This window comes from Methylophaga sp. UBA678 (genome assembly GCF_002299105.1).
GTDB lineage: Bacteria > Pseudomonadota > Gammaproteobacteria > Nitrosococcales > Methylophagaceae > Methylophaga > Methylophaga marina.
Window position 1 is genome coordinate 27,178 of sequence record NZ_DBNG01000020.1, and the last position, 17,960, is coordinate 45,137.

Annotated in this window: 18 protein-coding genes; 9 read left to right on the forward strand and 9 right to left on the reverse strand. The window is 43.4% G+C overall.

Annotation, left to right across the window (positions count from 1 at the left end; translation table 11 throughout):
* Nucleotides 1–2: 2 nt before the first annotated feature.
* The 3 genes from B3014_RS10710 to dapA are packed head-to-tail and all read right to left on the reverse strand — an operon-like array spanning nucleotide 3 to nucleotide 2,704.
* Entirely contained in the window at nucleotides 3–770 is a 768-nt protein-coding gene (locus tag B3014_RS10710) for an MBL fold metallo-hydrolase (RefSeq protein ID WP_289245313.1), read from the reverse strand.
* A complete protein-coding gene (gene bamC / locus B3014_RS10715) occupies nucleotides 770–1,801 on the reverse strand; it encodes an outer membrane protein assembly factor BamC (RefSeq protein ID WP_286304699.1) in 1,032 nt (343 codons plus the stop codon). Before bamC ends, B3014_RS10710 begins: the two co-directional genes overlap by 1 nt.
* Before the next feature lie 24 nt (nucleotides 1,802–1,825).
* Nucleotides 1,826–2,704 (reverse strand): 4-hydroxy-tetrahydrodipicolinate synthase, encoded by an 879-nt coding sequence (dapA, locus tag B3014_RS10720; protein ID WP_289245312.1) that lies wholly within the window; start codon nucleotides 2,702–2,704, stop codon nucleotides 1,826–1,828.
* Nucleotides 2,705–2,823: 119 nt separating this feature from the next.
* Between dapA and B3014_RS10725 the strand changes: the two genes are divergently transcribed.
* The 8 genes from B3014_RS10725 (at nucleotide 2,824) to B3014_RS10760 (ending at nucleotide 13,667) form a co-directional block, all read left to right on the forward strand.
* On the forward strand, nucleotides 2,824–3,291 hold the full coding sequence (locus tag B3014_RS10725; protein ID WP_289245311.1) for a peroxiredoxin: 468 nt from the start codon (nucleotides 2,824–2,826) through the stop codon (nucleotides 3,289–3,291).
* 185 nt (nucleotides 3,292–3,476) lie between these two features.
* Nucleotides 3,477–5,624, forward strand: a complete 2,148-nt coding sequence (locus B3014_RS10730; protein WP_289245310.1) for a methyl-accepting chemotaxis protein — start codon at nucleotides 3,477–3,479, stop codon at nucleotides 5,622–5,624.
* Between the two features lie 86 nt (nucleotides 5,625–5,710).
* Complete coding sequence (locus tag B3014_RS10735; RefSeq protein WP_289245309.1) at nucleotides 5,711–6,238, forward strand: hypothetical protein; 528 nt, start codon at nucleotides 5,711–5,713, stop codon at nucleotides 6,236–6,238.
* Nucleotides 6,239–6,590: 352 nt separating this feature from the next.
* Nucleotides 6,591–9,494: a ribonucleoside-diphosphate reductase subunit alpha gene (locus tag B3014_RS10740; protein WP_289245308.1), complete on the forward strand. Its 2,904-nt coding sequence runs from the start codon at nucleotides 6,591–6,593 to the stop codon at nucleotides 9,492–9,494.
* Nucleotides 9,494–10,660, forward strand: coding sequence for a ribonucleotide-diphosphate reductase subunit beta (locus B3014_RS10745; RefSeq protein WP_289245307.1), 1,167 nt, complete (start codon nucleotides 9,494–9,496; stop codon nucleotides 10,658–10,660). Before B3014_RS10740 ends, B3014_RS10745 begins: the two co-directional genes overlap by 1 nt.
* A 230-nt stretch (nucleotides 10,661–10,890) precedes the next feature.
* Complete coding sequence (locus B3014_RS10750) at nucleotides 10,891–12,153, forward strand: nucleotidyltransferase domain-containing protein (protein WP_289245306.1); 1,263 nt, start codon at nucleotides 10,891–10,893, stop codon at nucleotides 12,151–12,153.
* Nucleotides 12,154–12,309: 156 nt separating this feature from the next.
* Complete coding sequence (locus tag B3014_RS10755) at nucleotides 12,310–12,672, forward strand: hypothetical protein (RefSeq protein ID WP_289245305.1); 363 nt, start codon at nucleotides 12,310–12,312, stop codon at nucleotides 12,670–12,672.
* A complete protein-coding gene (locus B3014_RS10760) occupies nucleotides 12,627–13,667 on the forward strand; it encodes a CBASS cGAMP-activated phospholipase (protein WP_289245304.1) in 1,041 nt (346 codons plus the stop codon). The genes B3014_RS10755 and B3014_RS10760 overlap by 46 nt, the downstream gene beginning before the upstream one ends.
* 450 nt (nucleotides 13,668–14,117) lie before the next feature.
* Here the strand turns inward: B3014_RS10760 and B3014_RS10765 are convergent, their stop codons facing one another.
* The 4 genes from B3014_RS10765 to B3014_RS10780 form a co-directional block, all read right to left on the reverse strand.
* Nucleotides 14,118–14,876, reverse strand: coding sequence for a metallophosphoesterase (locus tag B3014_RS10765; protein WP_289245303.1), 759 nt, complete (start codon nucleotides 14,874–14,876; stop codon nucleotides 14,118–14,120).
* A 34-nt stretch (nucleotides 14,877–14,910) separates the two neighbouring features.
* Entirely contained in the window at nucleotides 14,911–15,318 is a 408-nt protein-coding gene (locus B3014_RS10770) for a hypothetical protein (protein ID WP_289286978.1), read from the reverse strand.
* Nucleotides 15,315–15,620, reverse strand: coding sequence for a hypothetical protein (locus tag B3014_RS10775; RefSeq protein WP_289245301.1), 306 nt, complete (start codon nucleotides 15,618–15,620; stop codon nucleotides 15,315–15,317). The genes B3014_RS10770 and B3014_RS10775 overlap by 4 nt, the downstream gene beginning before the upstream one ends.
* Nucleotides 15,621–15,700: 80 nt before the next feature.
* Nucleotides 15,701–16,138 carry a hypothetical protein gene (locus B3014_RS10780; protein WP_289245300.1) on the reverse strand — a complete coding sequence of 146 codons (438 nt, stop codon included), beginning with the start codon at nucleotides 16,136–16,138 and terminating at the stop codon, nucleotides 15,701–15,703.
* A gap of 576 nt (nucleotides 16,139–16,714) precedes the next feature.
* Between B3014_RS10780 and B3014_RS10785 the strand changes: the two genes are divergently transcribed.
* Nucleotides 16,715–17,170: an NIF family HAD-type phosphatase gene (locus B3014_RS10785; protein ID WP_289245299.1), complete on the forward strand. Its 456-nt coding sequence runs from the start codon at nucleotides 16,715–16,717 to the stop codon at nucleotides 17,168–17,170.
* A gap of 2 nt (nucleotides 17,171–17,172) precedes the next feature.
* Here B3014_RS10785 and B3014_RS10790 read toward each other — a convergent pair whose 3' ends face one another.
* Together B3014_RS10790 and B3014_RS10795 are read right to left on the reverse strand one after the other, a co-directional pair.
* Complete coding sequence (locus tag B3014_RS10790) at nucleotides 17,173–17,343, reverse strand: hypothetical protein (protein ID WP_289245298.1); 171 nt, start codon at nucleotides 17,341–17,343, stop codon at nucleotides 17,173–17,175.
* Between the two features lie 107 nt (nucleotides 17,344–17,450).
* Nucleotides 17,451–17,933, reverse strand: a complete 483-nt coding sequence (locus B3014_RS10795) for an endonuclease (protein ID WP_289245297.1) — start codon at nucleotides 17,931–17,933, stop codon at nucleotides 17,451–17,453.
* Nucleotides 17,934–17,960 lie beyond the last annotated feature (27 nt).

A 17,960-nucleotide genomic window follows, 5' to 3' on the forward strand; every position in this document is an offset into this window, starting at 1 on the left:
TCTTAGCGGTTAGTTATTTCACGCCAGTCAAAACCGGCCTCTTGGTCTGCAATGCCAATCCAATCATGCTCACAAGTCAGTGCATCAGCAAGTAACGGCACAACGAGTGATGGACAATTGTTTTTTTCAGAAATATGCATTGCCATAATATGCTGCAAGTTTGTGGTGTCAATTTTCTCAAGTAATGAGGCGGATTGCACGTTATTTAAATGTCCCAGTCTGCCACCAACGCGCCGTTTAAGATGTTCAGGATATTCACCCTGCTCCAGCATCATCATATCGTGATTGGCCTCTAACAGTAAGGCATGACAGCCAGATAATGTTTCCTCAATCAACGGCGTGATGGAACCGACATCCGTCAGCAAACCTAAGCGGTGTTGACCATTACCAAAAACAAACTGGCTCGGCTCTCGTGCATCATGTGGCACGGGAAATGGTTCAACTTCTAAATCATTAATGCTGAATGTTTCATGACAATTGAATGTCTTGATATGTGGTGCTATATCAACCGGCAAGCAACCAGCCGTGCCGGGTGTGGTATAGACAGGCAAACGAAATTTTCGAGCCATCACACGTATACCAGCCATGTGATCGGAATGCTCATGTGTAACTAATAAAGCAGATAGCTGGTAAGGATCGACGCCCAGTTTCCGTAAACGTTTCTCCGCTTCACGAGCAGAAAAACCACAGTCAATCATGACTGTGGTTTTTCCAGCTGTTACCAGTGTCGCATTACCACGACTACCACTTCCAAGGGAAGCAAATCGCATTATGGCGCAAGTTGTTCCTGAATCAGATCTAACAAACGTTTGGCAGAGTCATCAGAAGTACGTACTTCGTTTGAGTCTAATACCATTACACGTGTTTGATCAGCATCAGACAGCAACTTAATGTAGTAGTATTCGTTTGGTTTTTTCTCGACATCATCACGCCAGAAGGCCAGTTTATCCAGCATGCCCTCATCATCTTCTTCGGCTTGCTTGAATGGATCAATGTAGCGGACAAAATACTGACCTTTGCTACGATCACGATCTTCAACTGAGAAGCCTTTGCTATCAAGGACACGTCCAACTCGTCCCCAAACGGTTGAGAAATCCTGCTCGATTAATAAACTTTGCTGACCATTACTATCATCCATCAGTAATACACGAGCAGTTTCTTCTGGTGGTGGCGCTGGGGTTGCCAGTTTGAATTGCTCCATATCTTGCTGGTACAACGTGCCTAAATAATCAGCTAATTGACGAAGCATCGCTTCATCTTTCTGATTATTAGCTTGTTCACTATCAGCATTACCTAAATAGATATTGGCCATTTTGGAGGTATCACCACGCTCCATTCGGATGCGGTAAACATAACCATCTGCATCAGCTGTGGTATCCATCAGACCAATACGGTCATCAGCACGTGCAATCCCTAAATCTTTAGTCGCCCAAAAATCGATGATACGTTGCCAAGTCACTTCACGGTCACCAGGCACAACAAGATGACGGTCTGCACCTTCACCTGATAATGCAGGTTTGGATTCAGGCGTAATATTGTATTTTGCAGCTAATGGGTTGGTTGCCGCTTCTTCAAATTCAGAGTATGTCGCTGTATTTGTCTGCTTACCAGAGATGTCATCTTTAATTCGACTAGTGCTTAAATCGGGCGGCACATCGAGAGGTGGCATAGTTTCAGCTTTACGGTATTTCTGTGTGTTATCTGGAACCACTTCATCTAATGATGAGAAAGCACCACAAGCAGTTAGAGCAGTCGTCATCATGACAACCAGCGATGTTTGTTTAAATAATTTTACGTTCATTTAATACAGTTCACTCACTTGAATTTAGTTGAGAACACCGGCAGTGTTCAATGCATCACGCACAGATTGATGATAATTCTCTGACAATACCGTCATTGGCAAACGAATGCCACTAGAAATAAGTCTCATTTCGTTCAAAGCCCATTTTACGGGTATGGGATTTGACTCGACAAACAAGAATTGATGCAGAGCCACTAGTTTTGAATTAATGTCGCGAGCCAAAGTCTCATTCCCAGCTAAAGCAGCCTGACACATTTCATGCATGAGTTTGGGCGCGACATTTGCGGTGACAGAAATCACCCCCTGACCGCCTGCCAATATGAAATCGACAGTGTTGGCATCTTCACCAGTGTAAAGAGCAAAGCCTTCTCGTGATAATTGTTTAATTTGCTGAACACGAGAAACATCGCCAGTAGCTTCTTTGATGCCGATAATATTGGAAAGCTCTGATAATCTTCCAACCGTTTCAGGTAGCAAATCAGATGCAGTGCGACCTGGCACGTTATATAAGATTTGTGGAATATTGACTGCTTCAGCAATGGCTTTGAAATGGAGATACATGCCCTGCTGAGTCGGTTTGTTGTAATAAGGCGCAACAAGCAAAACAGCATCAACACCAAGATCTTTTGCCGATTGAGTCAGTTCAATAGCTTCTGAAGTCGAGTTGGCACCAGTACCAGCAATCACCGAGATACGCCCATTCACTTGTTCCACCACCAGACGAATCACGTCACAGTGTTCTTCTACGCTCAAGGTTGCAGATTCACCGGTCGTACCGACAGCGACAATGGCATCTGTGCCCTGGCTGATATGAAACTCGACCAGCTTTCGCAGGCTGTCAACATCCAAGGCACCATCTGCCTGCATGGGTGTGACAAGAGCTACCATACTGCCGCTAAACATATTTAAATGACTCCGAAAAAATAACAGGCATGGTACTTTGCCTGCCTGTTGATGACAAGATCCGACTGAATTGTGTAAGGTACTTTTCTTTCTCAATCTAATCAAACAGGACGACTAAGATGTCACAAGTTAAAGTAGGTGAAGCTGTCCCAGACTTTACATTGCCAAGCACAGGCGATAAAACTTTCCAACTTTCAGCCATGAAAGGCAAACGCGTCTTAATTTATTTTTATCCGAAAGATAATACGCCCGGCTGTACACTCGAGGGTCAAAATTTCCGCGATAATATCGACTTCTTCACTGAGCACAACACCGTCATTTTTGGTATTTCACGCGACAGTCTTCGTATGCATGAAAACTTCAAAACCAAACAATCATTTCCATTCGACTTGTTATCAGACTCTGAAGAGGAAGCTTGCCGCTTATTCGATGTCATCAAACTCAAAAAACTCTACGGTAAAGAACACATGGGCATCGTAAGAAGTACATTTCTCATTGATGAAAATGGTGTACTTCAGCAAGAATGGCGCAATGTAAAGGTCAAACAACACATTGATGAGGTTAAAGACGCCATATCGAACTTATAAACTCATCCATCAGAGGACTTGGCCATATCTCTACAGCGCCACAATGGATCGCTTTCATAGCTCGTTCGCACTTAATTCGTGCACTTTTTATTAATACCTCTTTGTAGGTATACCAAAATAGATACTATTCGTATTTGGTCTGTTTTTTGCTCTGGCAGTATTGAATAACACTGTTAGGGGTAACAATGAGTCCATTACGAAGTACTTCAATGAATTTAAGCCACAAAGAAAAAACGTGGTTACCTTGGTTCGGCCCGACCGGGAAACTGGCCATGTCCTGGTCATGCCGACTTAATCGACATAACTACCATAAAGTAGAAAAAACATTTGAGGGAATCGCGGCAACACGCGTCAAGATTCTCCACCAATGGGCAGACAATCATTGGAATCAAATGGCCTTTCTCGCAGAACAGTTGACAGCATGTTATCCAGAATTACCCTCATCGTTATTACTGGATAGGCTCCATGCAGCGCCTGATTTCTCTGAAATATTCACGATTGATATCCATGGTACGGTCACTCAATCAACCTATTCACCTCATATCAATAAATCCGACTTGTCTTCTAAGGCTGTAAAACAAGGTATTACCCATCAGTTTTTGCATGGACCTTACATCGATAAATTAACATTGGATATTGGTCCTTCAAGTTCGAAGTTTCATGATGAAGTCACGCTCATGTTCTATCATCCATTGATTATCGATGGAGAAACAGTGGGTGCTGTATGTGGACGTGTTCCTAATGATGTATTAGGAGACCTTATTCAGCGGGAAGCGGGTCACATCTATCCCGAGTCTGGCGATAACTACATCTTTATGGTGGAATCCAACTTCGAATCTGGATTACAACAAGGCATTGCCCTATCTCGCTCTCGGTTTGAGGATGATACATTTTCCCATGGGGAAAACCTGAAAAGTGGGATTCATACACGCTTCGGTACAGTAAAAATCCAACGCCACACTGAATTTGAAATTCGCTTTACCGATCCGGCTACCAACGAACTTCATCCCGGTGTCCGTGAAACTATTCGTAACGGTGAAAACTTATTTGTTACCTACCCTGGTTATTCTGATTATCGTCATATTCCGGTCATTGGGAAAGGCGTTACTTTCCAGCTTAGAGGTTCGCCAGATCGCTGGGGCATGATGTGTGAAGGTGATTTAGAAGAAGTCTACAGACGCCGCTCGGTCAATGTCAGCCTAATGAAAGGTTTTGTCACATCAATGTTTGTTTTGCTAGGGACCAATATGGCACTACATGCCTTCACCACACTGCCTGTAATTGGTGTCAATGCTATATCTATAGTCATGATCGGTGTCATTGCAGTTATGTACAAAAAGTTGACAACTAACCCTCTCGCCAATCGTCTTGATGAAATGACCCACGTTATTCAAACCATCGCTGAAGGTGAAGGTAATCTTGCACAAAGGCTTGATAACACCACATTTGTCAATGATGAAACTGGTGATATGGGACGTTGGATTAATAGTTTCATTGATAATCTTGATGGCATAGTTGGCCAAGTCATTAAAACCAGCACCAATGTCAGTCACACCAATGAAGCCATGCTCGAAACAAACCGAGAAGCGTTTCATGTTTCTAATGAAGTCGCGACAGCAATAGAAAGAATGCTGCAATTGTTAGAAGACCAGATCCGTGACATAGGTAATGCGTCAACCACTGCTGAGGCTATGAAACAAGCCATGGATGAAGTCGTTCATGAAGCCAGAGTGCAATACGAGTCCGTTCGAAGTGGTACACAAGAAATACGTGATGTCGTCGAAACCTCTGCCAAAGCCGTACAATCACTTCATAGTCGGACAGCCGAAATTGGCAATATCATTGGTGTCATTACTGAGATCACTAATCAAACCAACTTACTCGCACTTAATGCCGCTATCGAGGCAGCACGTGCCGGTGAACATGGCCGGGGATTTTCAGTAGTCGCTGATGAAGTGCGAAATCTTGCACAAAGAACCGCCACATCAGCTGATGAAATCCAACAAATGATTGAAACTATTCAGTCGGAAACATTAGATGCCTATAAATTCATGGAGTCTGGTGTAGAGAATGTCGACCGTAGCTTAAAGAAAACAGAAGAAGCCTCGTCAGAAAATACACAACTTCATCAACTTGTTGAGCAAATGTTTTCCACTATCAAACAACTGGATCAAAATAGTCAGTTGCATGGTGTGACAGCGAGAGACGTCGGCCAGTCAGCTAGCCTGATGACGCAGGCCATTGATGCGTTACAGCATCGCTCAGTGATGGTAAAAAATACCGCACAAAAACTCAGTCAGCTCGTTGGTGTTTTCAGCGTCAGTACACGATAAATTCCAAAAAATATAAGCAGATAAGGATATCTGCTTCATTTCTATTGTCTCCTTTATTGTGTTTACCCCAAAAAGGAGATTGCCTTATGGATATGCAAATCAACCAAGAAAGTAAACCAAGCAAGCTGGCTGCTGTATTTGATGATGAACAAAAAGCGTTAGAAGCTAAGCAAACCCTGGTAAGTGACGGTCACTTCAACCAGCAAGACATCGAAATGATTCAACCCAAAGACAACCATACCAGTGAAAAAATCGAACCTGAATCCAAAGCGATTGCACGTTTTATCACCCGTTCTCACTTTATCTTTGGTGGTATCGGATTATTAATTGGCTTGGCCATCGCCAGTGCTCTGGTGGCATCTGGCCCAATGATGACGCAGTCCAGTCCACTCTATACCTATATCGCACTCGCGATTGTAGGTACATTTGTTGGTATGTTATTGGCTGGATTAGTCTCATTACGCCCCGATCACGATCCGCTAATCAACGATACGGTTTCCGCAAAGCGTCATAATCTATGGACGTTGATTGTTCAGACAGATGGGCGCAAGAATCTTAAGAAAGCACATCAACTGATGCACCCGACAGCCGTCTCTGTCACAGAAACATTCTAGTTCTTAAGCGTTTAGCGAAAAGTCTTCTGGTGCTGGTTGAACAAAACAATCAGCACCAGTATGATGCCCGTCCCCCTTGGACCAGACTCGGCAAAATTTGTATTTTTTATCGTAATAAAAAAAGTTTTTTCGAGCACCAAAAAGTCACAAAAGCTGTGATCCCGCATAGGCGCTGACTTAGCTCTAAACCTACAGCAAGTTATCCACAAAAAGTGCACAATTTATGTGCAAAATCTCCACTTGCCAAGCCTTCAAAAACACACTATCTTGTGGTTCAATCATTTCAAAACCACAACCTCTAGTGGTTTTATGTTTTTTTGATTATTTAAACATTATTGCAGGGATTTCAATTATGGCGAGCGAAACAGCACAACCCGTTTATACCTCATCAGCATCCGAGAGTGGATACAGCGTTATCCGTCGTAACGGTAAAGTCACCGAGTTTGATAGCAGCAAAATTGCTGTCGCTATCACCAAAGCCTTTTTGGCTGTTGAAGGTGATTCAGCAAAAGACAGTCGTCGTATTCACGACACAGTTGCCAAGCTGACCAAACAAGTTACCGACAACCTTTTGCGTCGTATTGATGATGGTGGCACCGTTCACATCGAAGATATTCAAGATCAGGTCGAATTGGCCCTGATGCGTGAAGGCGAATACAAAGTCGCTCGTTCTTACGTTGTATATCGTGAAAAACAAGCAGAAAAACGTGCTGAAGAAGAAAAGAAACATCCCCAGCCTGCTAACGAATCTCCCCTGCACGTCACAGCAGCTGATGGCTCTCGTCAACCTCTAGACATTGACCGTTTACACAACCTGATTACAGAAGCTTGTGAAGGTCTGGCAGAAGTAAACCGTGATGCGATTTTACGTGACACTCAACGTAACCTTTTCGACGGCGTAAAAGAGGCTGACGTCGAAAAAGCATTGGTTATGGCTGCACGTACTTTTATCGAAAAAGATCCTGCTTACAGCACATTGGCTGCTCGCCTGCTGATGGATGGTATTCGTCGTGAAGCACTGACATTTGTTTACAAAATGCCAAAACAAGCATCCCAACAAGAAATGGGTGATTTGTATAGTGACTATTTCAAAACCTACATCTCAACAGCGATTGAAAAAGAACTGATTGACTCTGAATTAGGTTTGTTTGACTTAGATCGACTGGGTAATGCACTTAAACCTGAACTGGACTTTGAGTTCACCTACTTGGGCCTGCAAACGTTATATGACCGTTACTTCATTCACTTCGATGGTACGCGCTTTGAATTACCACAAGCCTTCTATATGCGTGTCGCAATGGGCTTGGCTATCAATGAATTGAATCGTGAAGAGCGCGCTATCGAGTTCTATAACTTGTTATCAAGCTTCGACTTTATGAGCTCGACGCCTACCCTGTTCAACTCAGGCACACTGCGTCCACAATTATCGTCTTGCTACCTGACAACCGTTCCGGATGACTTGAGCGGTATTTATAACGCCATGCGTGATAATGCGCTGTTATCAAAATATGCGGGTGGTCTGGGTAATGACTGGTCACGTGTTCGTGGTCTGGGCGCGCACATCAAAGGCACCAATGGTAAATCACAAGGTGTTGTACCGTTCCTAAAAGTCGCTAACGATACTGCCGTTGCCGTTAACCAAGGTGGTAAACGTAAAGGTGCGGTTTGTGCTTACTTAGAAACATGGCACATCGACGTCGAAGAATTCCTGGATATGCGTAAAAATACCGGTGATGACCGCCGTCGTACGCACGACATGAATACCGCTAACTGGATTCCAGACTTATTCATGAAGCGTGTAGCTGAAGAAGGTCAATGGACCCTGTTCTCTCCAGAAGAAGTCGAAGACTTACACGACTTAACCGGTCTTGAGTTTGAAAGAGCCTATGAAGCTTACGAAGAAAAAGCCGCTCGTGGTGACATTCGTAACTTCAAACAATTACCTGCCACAGACTTATGGCGCAAAATGTTAGGTATGCTGTTTGAAACAGGTCATCCTTGGATCACATTTAAAGATCCATGTAACCTGCGTAGCCCACAGCAGCATGTTGGTGTCGTTCACAGCTCAAACCTGTGTACAGAAATCACGCTGAACACATCAGATAAAGAAATCGCGGTGTGTAACCTAGGTAGTGTCAATATGGTGAAACATATTGATGAAAACGGTCAGCTCGATAAAGAAAAACTGCAAAAAACCGTTCGTACCGCAATGCGTATGTTAGACAACGTCATTGAGTACAACTACTACAGCGTACCGCAAGCACGTCACTCAAACTTACAGCACCGTCCTGTTGGTTTAGGTCTGATGGGCTTCCAGGATGCACTGTACAAACTGCGTATTCCTTACAGCTCTGATGAAGCCGTTAAATTTGCAGATGAGTCAATGGAAGCGATCAGCTACTACGCGATTGATGCTTCTTCTGATTTGGCTGCAGAACGTGGTAAATACCAAACCTATGAAGGTAGCTTGTGGAGCAAAGGTATTCTGCCTATCGATTCAATCAAGTTATTGAAAGAAGCGCGCGGTGAATATCTGCAACAAGACGAAAGCAAAACTATGGATTGGGACATGCTGCGTGACAAGATCAAACGTCAAGGCATGCGTAACTCAAACACTATGGCGATTGCACCAACTGCCACGATTTCAAACATCTGTGGTGTCAGCCAATCAATTGAGCCGACCTATCAGAACTTGTTTGTGAAATCGAACCTGTCAGGTGAGTTCACCGTTATCAACCCATACATGGTTGAAGACCTGAAATCACGTAACCTGTGGGATGACGTGATGATTAACGATCTGAAATACTTCGACGGTAGCCTGCAAGGCATCGACCGTATTCCAGCTGAGTTGAAATCACTCTACACCACCGCATTTGAAATGGATGCACGCTGGTTAATTGAAGCCGCATCACGCCGCCAAAAATGGCTGGATCAGGCTCAAAGCCTTAACTTATACATGGCTGAACCATCAGGTAAGAAGATGGACAACCTCTATAAACTGGCTTGGGTACGTGGCTTGAAAACCACTTATTACCTCCGTTCTATGGGGGCAACAGGTGCAGAGAAAACCAGCACAGCACCAACAACAGCAACGGAAGCGCCTGCACCAAGCAAGCCAACACCCGTTGCTGCCGCGAGCACGCCAGCGCCGGTTGCCAGCTCATCATCAAGCATGGACGATTTAGTTCTAGGTGAAGGTATGGAAGCGCCAAAAGCGTGTTCAATTTTAGAACCAGATTGTGAGGCATGTCAGTAATGTTGAATTGGGATGATCCATTCTCAGCGCCGATAGCCGGTACTGCGGAAGCAAAAAAACAAAACGAAGAAAAAGCAGCAGAACAACCTGCTGCACCAGCAGCTAACGATCTCAGCGAAGCACCTGCTTCAGCTGAGATCAAGCAAATGCCATTATCAAACGCCAAGCCCGTCAATGCTGACGACAAACGCGTCATTAATGGTGAAGCTGATATTAACCAGTTGGCCCCGTTCAAATACCCTTGGGCATGGAACTACTTCCTTAATGCCAACAAGAATCACTGGACACCGCTGGATATCAACATGGCGCAAGACGTTCATGACTACCGTCATAAACTGACGCTGGAAGAACGCCATGTCTATGAAAACGTACTGTCATACCTGACCACATCAGACATCTTAGCGATGCGTAATATTGGTCTGGCGGTAATGGAAAAAATGACCGCGCCTGAACTGCAAATCTATCAGGCTCGCCAAGTCTATGAAGAATCACTACACACATGGACATACCAGCACTGTATCGAAACCATTGGTCTTGATCAGTCAGAAATCTATAACCGCTACCGTGTGGTGCCAGAGATTTACCAAAAAATTAAACTGGCCAATGACCGTTTAAACACCGTCATGCGTAGTGATATTGATTTACGTGATCCGGATGAACTCGAAAACTTCATCATGTCATATGCCTTCTTTGCCGGCATTTTTGAAGGTTCATGGTTCTACAATGGCTTCAGTCCGATCTTTGCTCTGCAACGTCGCGGTTTGATGAAAGGTACAGCAGAACAGCTGCAATACATCATGCGTGACGAAGTCATGCACGCCTCTTTCGGTATTCGCGTCTGTAAGCAGATCATGAAAGAAGAAAACGTCACGCTGGACCCGAAAAAAGTCCAACAGATGTTTGAAGAAGCCGATGCCGCTGAAGAAACCTACGCGGGCTACATTCTGCGTGACCCAATTTTAGGTTACTCAAAAGAAGTGCATCACGGCCAGTTCCGTTACACAGCAAACCGTCGTGCGAAACAGCTAGGCTTTGAAGAACCCTTCCCAGGTGCTGAAGCTACCCTGCCTTGGTTGGATGAGCAAGCTAACATGCGGAAAGAAAAGAACTTTTTTGAGACTAAGGTCACCGAGTATCAAACTGGTGGCGGTTTGAAATGGGATTGATGATGTCGCTTAACTGATTTAGTGACCGTAATGTAACCATAGGTGACCCTGAGAACTATTCTTAGTTGTCTATGGTACAGATAACTACATCATTACCAATTTAAGGTGGTGACTGGTGTTATGAAGTAAGAATGCTCAAGGAAGAGCAAAGGCTCATCATCGTCGGCTCAGTCAACCCCGAAAGGTGCTGTCGCGATTTTGAAAATAAGTAACGATCGGAGGCAGCTACAATGACGCAAAGATTTGAACCATCACTTCAAAAGCTAGACGATATTCTTTTGTCTCTGGCTACTCTTCTGGAGTTAACTGATCAAGATCGCAAGATTGCCGAGTCTAGATACGAAAGATTAAAAAGTCACTTATCACGAGAGAGTTGCGAGTTTTCTGAACTCCTGGAGCAAGAAAATTCACTTATCTACGCTCAAGGATCTATGGCCACAAGTACTACGATTGTAAGTGGTACTGATGATGACAGATTCGATGTAGATGCCGTTGTGGAAATAGCAGTCCCCTCAGATTGGACTCCTAAGCAAGCGTTAGACAAGTTATATGACGCTCTTGAAAATTTTCCTCACAAGACTTCCATTGAAAGATGTACACGCTGTGTGCAACTACAGTTTGCCAATATGCATTTGGACGTGACCATTATCGACAATAGTGAAAACATTACCGGCGAGCGTCCAGGCAAAATTTTTCATTCACCTGATAATGGCAATTCATATTCAGTTCCATCAAACCCTTGGGGTTTTACTGACTGGTTCCGAAACTCCCTTGTCCAAGACCAGCTTCAATTTAAAGATACATTAGAAAACAAGCGTCAGTTGAACACATCACCATTGCTTCGTGTGAGTGATGATGAGATGACCTTGCTAAAGGCAGCCGAGCAGGAAGATTTACCACCCATGATACCGGCGCGAGTTGACACTCAAGAATCTGTCGCACTGAAATTACTAAAAAGATTTATAAACATTCAATATGAAGATACTGAGGCAAAAAGACCGCCATCAATTTATCTAACCAAAAAAGCTATTGACTGTGGGTATGCAAGTTCTGGGCTCTCAGCTCAGCTGTACCGACTTGCAAATCACATTTCTGGTGAACTCGAGGTACACATTAACAAAGGCACTCGTCCTGATGAGCGTAATCCCAGCTACCACCCAGATATAATTACAGATCGTTGGCCAAGGTGCGGAACTGACGGAGATACAGACATACAAACCACCATTGATAAAATGGAGGTATTAAAGGCTCAGTTGATTGCTGTTTCAACCATGCCTCTACCTGAAGCCAAAACTGTTATGTCTGAATTGTTTGGTGAACGCATTACGGAAAGAATGCTACAACAGCTAATTGATGCAGTAGACACTTCTGATAAGAATGTCAGCTTATCCCACGCTTCTCCAGTGGGCAGTGTAATTACCTCTCAATCTGAACCTTCCGTTGCACCGAGAACTCACAACTTTCATTGTTCATCTAATCACGGAAATAGATAATTGGGCCGCCGATCTCCATCTGCTCAACTGCGAGCAATGCAGTTAAGGTATCCGCAATTTGAGAGTGAAAAATTGCCAAATGGTACGATACGATGGGTTGGTGTAATTCAACCTATACTTCAACCTTATCGAATTGGTGTACTGTGGAATTTAAATATGAAAATTCCACAAGTAGTAGTTTTGAGTCCTAGTTTAAAGCCGAGGCCCGGTGGCAAATACGAGGATATTCCACATCTACTTTTTGATGATGAAAACCCAGAATTCTCTGGATTGTGTTTGTTCGACCCAGAGACAAGAGAATGGACTAATGAAGATCTCATAGCTGATACAACAATACCATGGGCTTGTGAATGGTTAATGTATTATGAATTTTGGCATCTGGATGGCATCTGGCGAGGGAAATCAGTTGGTTATGAGAGTGTCGGCGAGATAAGACGGTTATTAGGTGAGTCATCGGATAAGGAATCCGAAAAATGTTTACAGCTAGAAGAGAGAATTCGAGTCAATCTCGAAGAGTAAAACAGCCATGGCCGAAAGGTAAAGCATTCAAGATTTTATCGTTAGATGGTGGTGGTATTCGAGGCTATTACACTGTTGAATTTCTTCGCCATTGCGAAAAACGCTTCCTAAAGCCTAATGAAAATATTGCCGATTATTTTGATCTCATTGCAGGCACATCTACAGGAGGTCTTATCGCTCTTGGTCTAGGGAACAACATCCCAATTGATCAAATTAAAAAATTTTACGAAGATGATGGTAGAGTAATCTTCCCTCCGTATCCACGCTCTCTCCTCGGTAAGATCAGGCAAACTTTTAACCATTTTCTTAAACCAAAGCTATCTGCTGATAAACTTGAGGCATCCCTAAAAGAAATTTTTGGTCTTAAGTTATTAGGACAGTCACAAACTCGATTAGTTATTCCTTCCTGCCTAATGCCGACAACAGAAATAGTCGTCTTTAAAACTGACCATCACGCAGACTATAAGAATGACTGGAAAACGGAGGCGTGGAAAATCGCTCGTGCGACCAGTGCCGCGCCTACATATCTTTCTGGTATTGAAGAGGATGAGTCTGGAAAAGTTTTTGTTGATGGTGGAATTTGGGCTAATAACCCTATCATGGCCGCAGTAATAGATGCACTTACATCCTATGATATTAGTGTCGAACAAATACACATATTAAGTATTGGCACAGGAAACCCTCCATATAGATTATCTAAGAAAGCTGTTTTTGGTGGCCTGTTCAGTTGGCGTGAAGTGATTAAGGCTTCAATGTTCTTATCTACTGACAATGCACTAGCACAAGCAATATTGCTCTTGGGTCCAGAACAAGTGCTGAGAGTTGAGCCGGCGGGCAAGGCAGCGGATATTGAGCTGGATGACTATGACACTGCAATGATTTTATTACCTGATGCTGCAAGGAATGCCGCTGACTTGAATGAAAATGGCATCAGTCAGTTTTTTCAGGTGCCAGTGAGCCGACGTGAGTTTCACTATTTCAACTTGGTTACCTGAACCTGAAAATTAGAATTTCTCGCGAGACTTCGTATGGTAGTACCCAATATCCAGCTATATATTAAGAATATGGCAGCCTTAAATGATAGTGATATTGTATATTCCGTATCCACTCATACAAACATTGGAGCCATAAGCTAGTGCTACATGGTATGTTTATGCGAAAAAACACACTATGGTGAATGCACAAGCTATTGAATCTCACTCCTTATGCACTCTAAAAGTTTTATCAATCATAAAACTGCATCTCAACGCCATCAATCAAGTCGTCGAATGTATGAATAGATAAATCTTGATTATCCGCTGCTATGGCTCGCCATTCGGCATTAGTAAGCTCCCATCGACGTCCGATAACTAGATGTCTTCTAGGTTTGTAAACATCGAATCCGTACTTTTCTTTAACGTATACCTTATTATTGGTGGCTATTCAAATTACTCGATATGGACTAGTTATAGAACAATGACTTTTCCAGATTGAAATATCCCCGGCACTTTTTCATTCTTATAACCAGCTTGATTTGAAACAAGCCGGCATTTCCCTACATGAATATCTAGATTTGAATGTGTATGACCATAACACCAAACATCTGCCAAAATCACAAATTCATCAAGATTCGACACAAAGCCTGGACTATATAGGTTCATGCCAAACTCGATGTGATTACATTTAATAGACGGGCCATGATGGGAGATGACAACAGTTTTACCGTCAAACGGTGTCATCAAACGTTCTTTCAGCCATTGAATTGATATGATGTGCTCTTCATAGGCCTTTCGTGCAGAAAAGATTTCATTTCCATACTTAATAACCCTGTGGTCATAGAGCGCATCATCCAGTATGAAGATATTCTTATCCCGCTGATCCTCGCCCAATTCATGAAAATAATTCGTCCATAGCGTCGTCCCTAAAAATCGAACGCCATCAATGATGACCTCGTCTTTTTCCATGAAGATCAAGTAATCATAATTGGCTGCAAAGTCACGCATTTGCTGTGTCAACGCGATATAGTCGTGATGGTAGTACTCATGGTTGCCTGCAATATAAATCACCGGCTTTTTATGTAACCGCGTCAACTCTTCAGCCCAGATAAGGCCCTCCAGACCTACATCAATATCACCTGCTAAGATGATCAAATCCGAATCTAATTTCGGTATAGAAAAATAGCCGCGAGTTTCAATGTGAATGTCAGAGTAAAGTTGAAACTTCACTTGCTTTCCTTGTCAAAACCTGGCGTTTGAAACATCACCATGCCCTCGACCTTGTATGCTCATGACAGCGCGTCATGTAAATACCTTCGATGACTCGTAACTGACCGGCTGCACCACACACATCGCAGATGCCAAAGGACTTTTGTTGTGCCTCTTCAATCATGGCGTTGATTTCATAATTACCATGCTCAATGTAATAACGCAGACCACCTAGTTTCTCTTTTACTTGGCAAACTAAAGGCAGCTTATCGTCATCAACACCTTCTGCTTTCATTGTTGAAGCTATTTTTTCTATTGATTCTGATAGTAATAACAGCATTTCAAACCAGCCCGATCCGCACTCGAATCCATAACTCATGATGTTCTTATGACGCTCATCCTTTGCTCCACGAAAGATCGTTGGACAGCGCTTTAAGATCCGGTCAGATAAATCACTTCTCATGACTGATCTACTTCGAATTTGAGTGAGACCTCAACTTCATCCCACGCATTCAGTTTGTCGAAGACCTTTTGAGCTGAAGGGTGTAGCTTTCCGGGGGCATCGATGAACTCATAAACTGAGCCTGATTCGGTCAGGCCTCGTTTGTTTTCGGCATCATACTCAACTATCTGGCTACTGATTCTGTAGGTATAGTCAGTAAGGCAATACCCCAGAAATTTTTCTATCGTTTTGCCTTTATGGATAATCACGATAATGTTCCATTCGGACATGGTTACATGAGCTGGTGCTGCGGGAATAATCATGCTTGCCTCCATTTGAAATATTCACACTGTTGATAAACAGATAAATGTGCCGTTCTGCTCTTTGTTGTATTCATGAGAGGTTATTCGTCTTCGTCATCGGCTTCGCTGTAGGGCACGCCCGGAATTCGATGCAATTCACAACAGGTCGTTAGAAACCGCCCATATGCAGCCATCAGCTTTCCTTCAGCGCCACATTCTTCACATATATGCAATGAGTCCTCTTCGGCTTTACTAATCAGTTCATCCATTTCGTTTGTGCTCACGGTGAGGTAAAAACGCAAACCACCGTACTTTTCTTTCACTTGCGTAACCATGGGCAGGTAGTCAGGCTCTACTCTTTCATCTCGTAATTTTTCTGTTAACTTTTCTATCTGAACGGATAAAGTCAGTATCAGGTCATACCAGCCTGAACCGCACTCAAACCCGAAACACATTAAGTTCTTATTGGGTCCTAGGTATCTGCCCCGGTAAATAATCGGGCACTGCTGATAAATGTTTTCTGCTAGTTCTTGACGCATAGCCTAGCTCTCGTACTTCAGTCGAAGACGTATACCAGGGTGCTTCTTGAAGTCATCGAGAAAGCGCTTGGCAACCGGGTGTAGCTTTCCTGGTCTGTCTAAAAAGACGTAGGACGAACCGGATCGTGTCTTACCAGTATTTGACACAGGGTCATACTCCACGACATCTGAGCTAAACCTGAAGTGCTTTATTTCATAGCAATAGCCAATGAACCTTTCGACCACATGCCCTTCGTATTCAATTACCACGATATTCCAGTCACTCATCGTGACTGAACCTGGTGGAATTGGCTTAACCATGTTCGCCCCTTTTCTCAATTGCTAATGTCTCTGCTGCGAAGTTGAGAAGGCAGCGTAGGTAGTTCTTTGCTGTTTGTGATAATGTCATTTCTCATGCTCCTTTTCGTAACGTTTAGGAGCATTCAAACACAAAGGCACTTGCTTTATACAATCAAATTGTTATAGTAAACCGTATAATTATCAATGAGTTAAAGTGTATTATGTACATAATACACAAAGAGAGAACCAAAACTTCAACGATGATTATCCGCACCCCACTTAGCAATTTACATCGACATGACACACATCACTCTCGCTCTAGATCTCGAAGGCGTCTTGATTACAAACGCCATAAGCCAATTCCCCCGGCCGGGCTTAAAGTCATTCTTGGAGCAATGCGAGGCACTCTTCGACAGGAGCAATATGTGTATCTTCACGGCCGTAAATGAAATGCGCTTCAGAACGATTGCAGAGCGTTTAGTTGCGGACGGTTATGCACCTGTTTGGTTTGCAACAATCCGATATATTGACTGGGTGGGAGAGCATAAAGACTTGCGTTTCGTCAGGGAAGACATCGATAAGGTCATTATCGTGGATGACTATCCTCCGTATATAAAACAGACTCAGAAACACAGGCTGATTGAAATTAAACAGTATATGGAGCCATATACGCATGCGATGCCTGACATGCAGGATAACGAACTAGATGTTGTCTTGCACAGACTGAAGGAGTTTCTTTCGAATATGGACTAGACTCAGTCGTGAGCTTTATCAAAAGTAAAGCTGACGTTGAGCTCATCTTCCGAAGCATTGAACAACTCATCAGCGGCCAAGCGTGAAGCTTTTGAGGTCAGTCTGTGATAAAGCTCATCCTGCTCTTTCTCTGAAAGGACGGGACTTTCTGACTTCTCTTTTTCATCACTCATAGTTGCTGACCTCTAGAGCAGTTAATCTTCATATTAGCCCTAAATGTGAAACTACCGCAAAGACTCTACATTGAGAAGTGACTGCGGGGTACCTACAGCGATACTAGCTAGTTCTGACATTGTTCACTGACAAAGCGATTTTCATTACCTTGAATAGCTGCAATTCTGTCTGCTCTTTTGCACTCCACTGAGGTGACCGGATATTGAGAATTCCAGACAGTCATAAGTTGCTTTTGACTCTTGCTCATCCTATAACGTGGGTAACGTTGTTCCATGTAAAGATAAGTTCTGGCTATCTGCCCACGGGACTCCATTGGTGGTTCTACCTTCTTTCCATCAATTTTCACCTGACATGTTCCAAAGACTGTTGCAGCATCTGGAATCATGGTGAAGTTATAGTTACTTCGCATCGCATTCACAGCCCCTATAGCTGGATAAAGGTTATATAGGTCACTTTGCATATAGCGGTATTCTTTGTTGACCTTACTGGCGCAGTTTCGGCCCTTGAATGCTTCACCTTTTGAGTCGACACAGTTCGGATGACCGTTTCGCCACTCAGAAAACGTTCGACCAAAGTTTTCTGCTGGCACGACATGTTAAGGTGACTTTTAAGTGTT

What these genes read in the sequence shown, in the direction of transcription:
- B3014_RS10710 (WP_289245313.1), bottom strand. Translation starts at nt 770, where the DNA reads ATGCGATTTGCTTCCCTTGGAAGTGGTAGTCGTGGTAATGCGACACTG.
- bamC (WP_286304699.1), bottom strand. Translation starts at nt 1,801, where the DNA reads ATGAACGTAAAATTATTTAAACAAACATCGCTGGTTGTCATGATGACG.
- dapA (WP_289245312.1), bottom strand. Translation starts at nt 2,704, where the DNA reads ATGTTTAGCGGCAGTATGGTAGCTCTTGTCACACCCATGCAGGCAGAT.
- B3014_RS10725 (WP_289245311.1), top strand. Translation starts at nt 2,824, where the DNA reads ATGTCACAAGTTAAAGTAGGTGAAGCTGTCCCAGACTTTACATTGCCA.
- B3014_RS10730 (WP_289245310.1), top strand. Translation starts at nt 3,477, where the DNA reads ATGAGTCCATTACGAAGTACTTCAATGAATTTAAGCCACAAAGAAAAA.
- B3014_RS10735 (WP_289245309.1), top strand. Translation starts at nt 5,711, where the DNA reads ATGGATATGCAAATCAACCAAGAAAGTAAACCAAGCAAGCTGGCTGCT.
- B3014_RS10740 (WP_289245308.1), top strand. Translation starts at nt 6,591, where the DNA reads ATGGCGAGCGAAACAGCACAACCCGTTTATACCTCATCAGCATCCGAG.
- B3014_RS10745 (WP_289245307.1), top strand. Translation starts at nt 9,494, where the DNA reads ATGTTGAATTGGGATGATCCATTCTCAGCGCCGATAGCCGGTACTGCG.
- B3014_RS10750 (WP_289245306.1), top strand. Translation starts at nt 10,891, where the DNA reads ATGACGCAAAGATTTGAACCATCACTTCAAAAGCTAGACGATATTCTT.
- B3014_RS10755 (WP_289245305.1), top strand. Translation starts at nt 12,310, where the DNA reads ATGAAAATTCCACAAGTAGTAGTTTTGAGTCCTAGTTTAAAGCCGAGG.
- B3014_RS10760 (WP_289245304.1), top strand. Translation starts at nt 12,627, where the DNA reads ATGTTTACAGCTAGAAGAGAGAATTCGAGTCAATCTCGAAGAGTAAAA.
- B3014_RS10770 (WP_289286978.1), bottom strand. Translation starts at nt 15,318, where the DNA reads ATGAGAAGTGATTTATCTGACCGGATCTTAAAGCGCTGTCCAACGATC.
- B3014_RS10775 (WP_289245301.1), bottom strand. Translation starts at nt 15,620, where the DNA reads ATGATTATTCCCGCAGCACCAGCTCATGTAACCATGTCCGAATGGAAC.
- B3014_RS10780 (WP_289245300.1), bottom strand. Translation starts at nt 16,138, where the DNA reads ATGCGTCAAGAACTAGCAGAAAACATTTATCAGCAGTGCCCGATTATT.
- B3014_RS10785 (WP_289245299.1), top strand. Translation starts at nt 16,715, where the DNA reads ATGACACACATCACTCTCGCTCTAGATCTCGAAGGCGTCTTGATTACA.
- B3014_RS10790 (WP_289245298.1), bottom strand. Translation starts at nt 17,343, where the DNA reads ATGAGTGATGAAAAAGAGAAGTCAGAAAGTCCCGTCCTTTCAGAGAAA.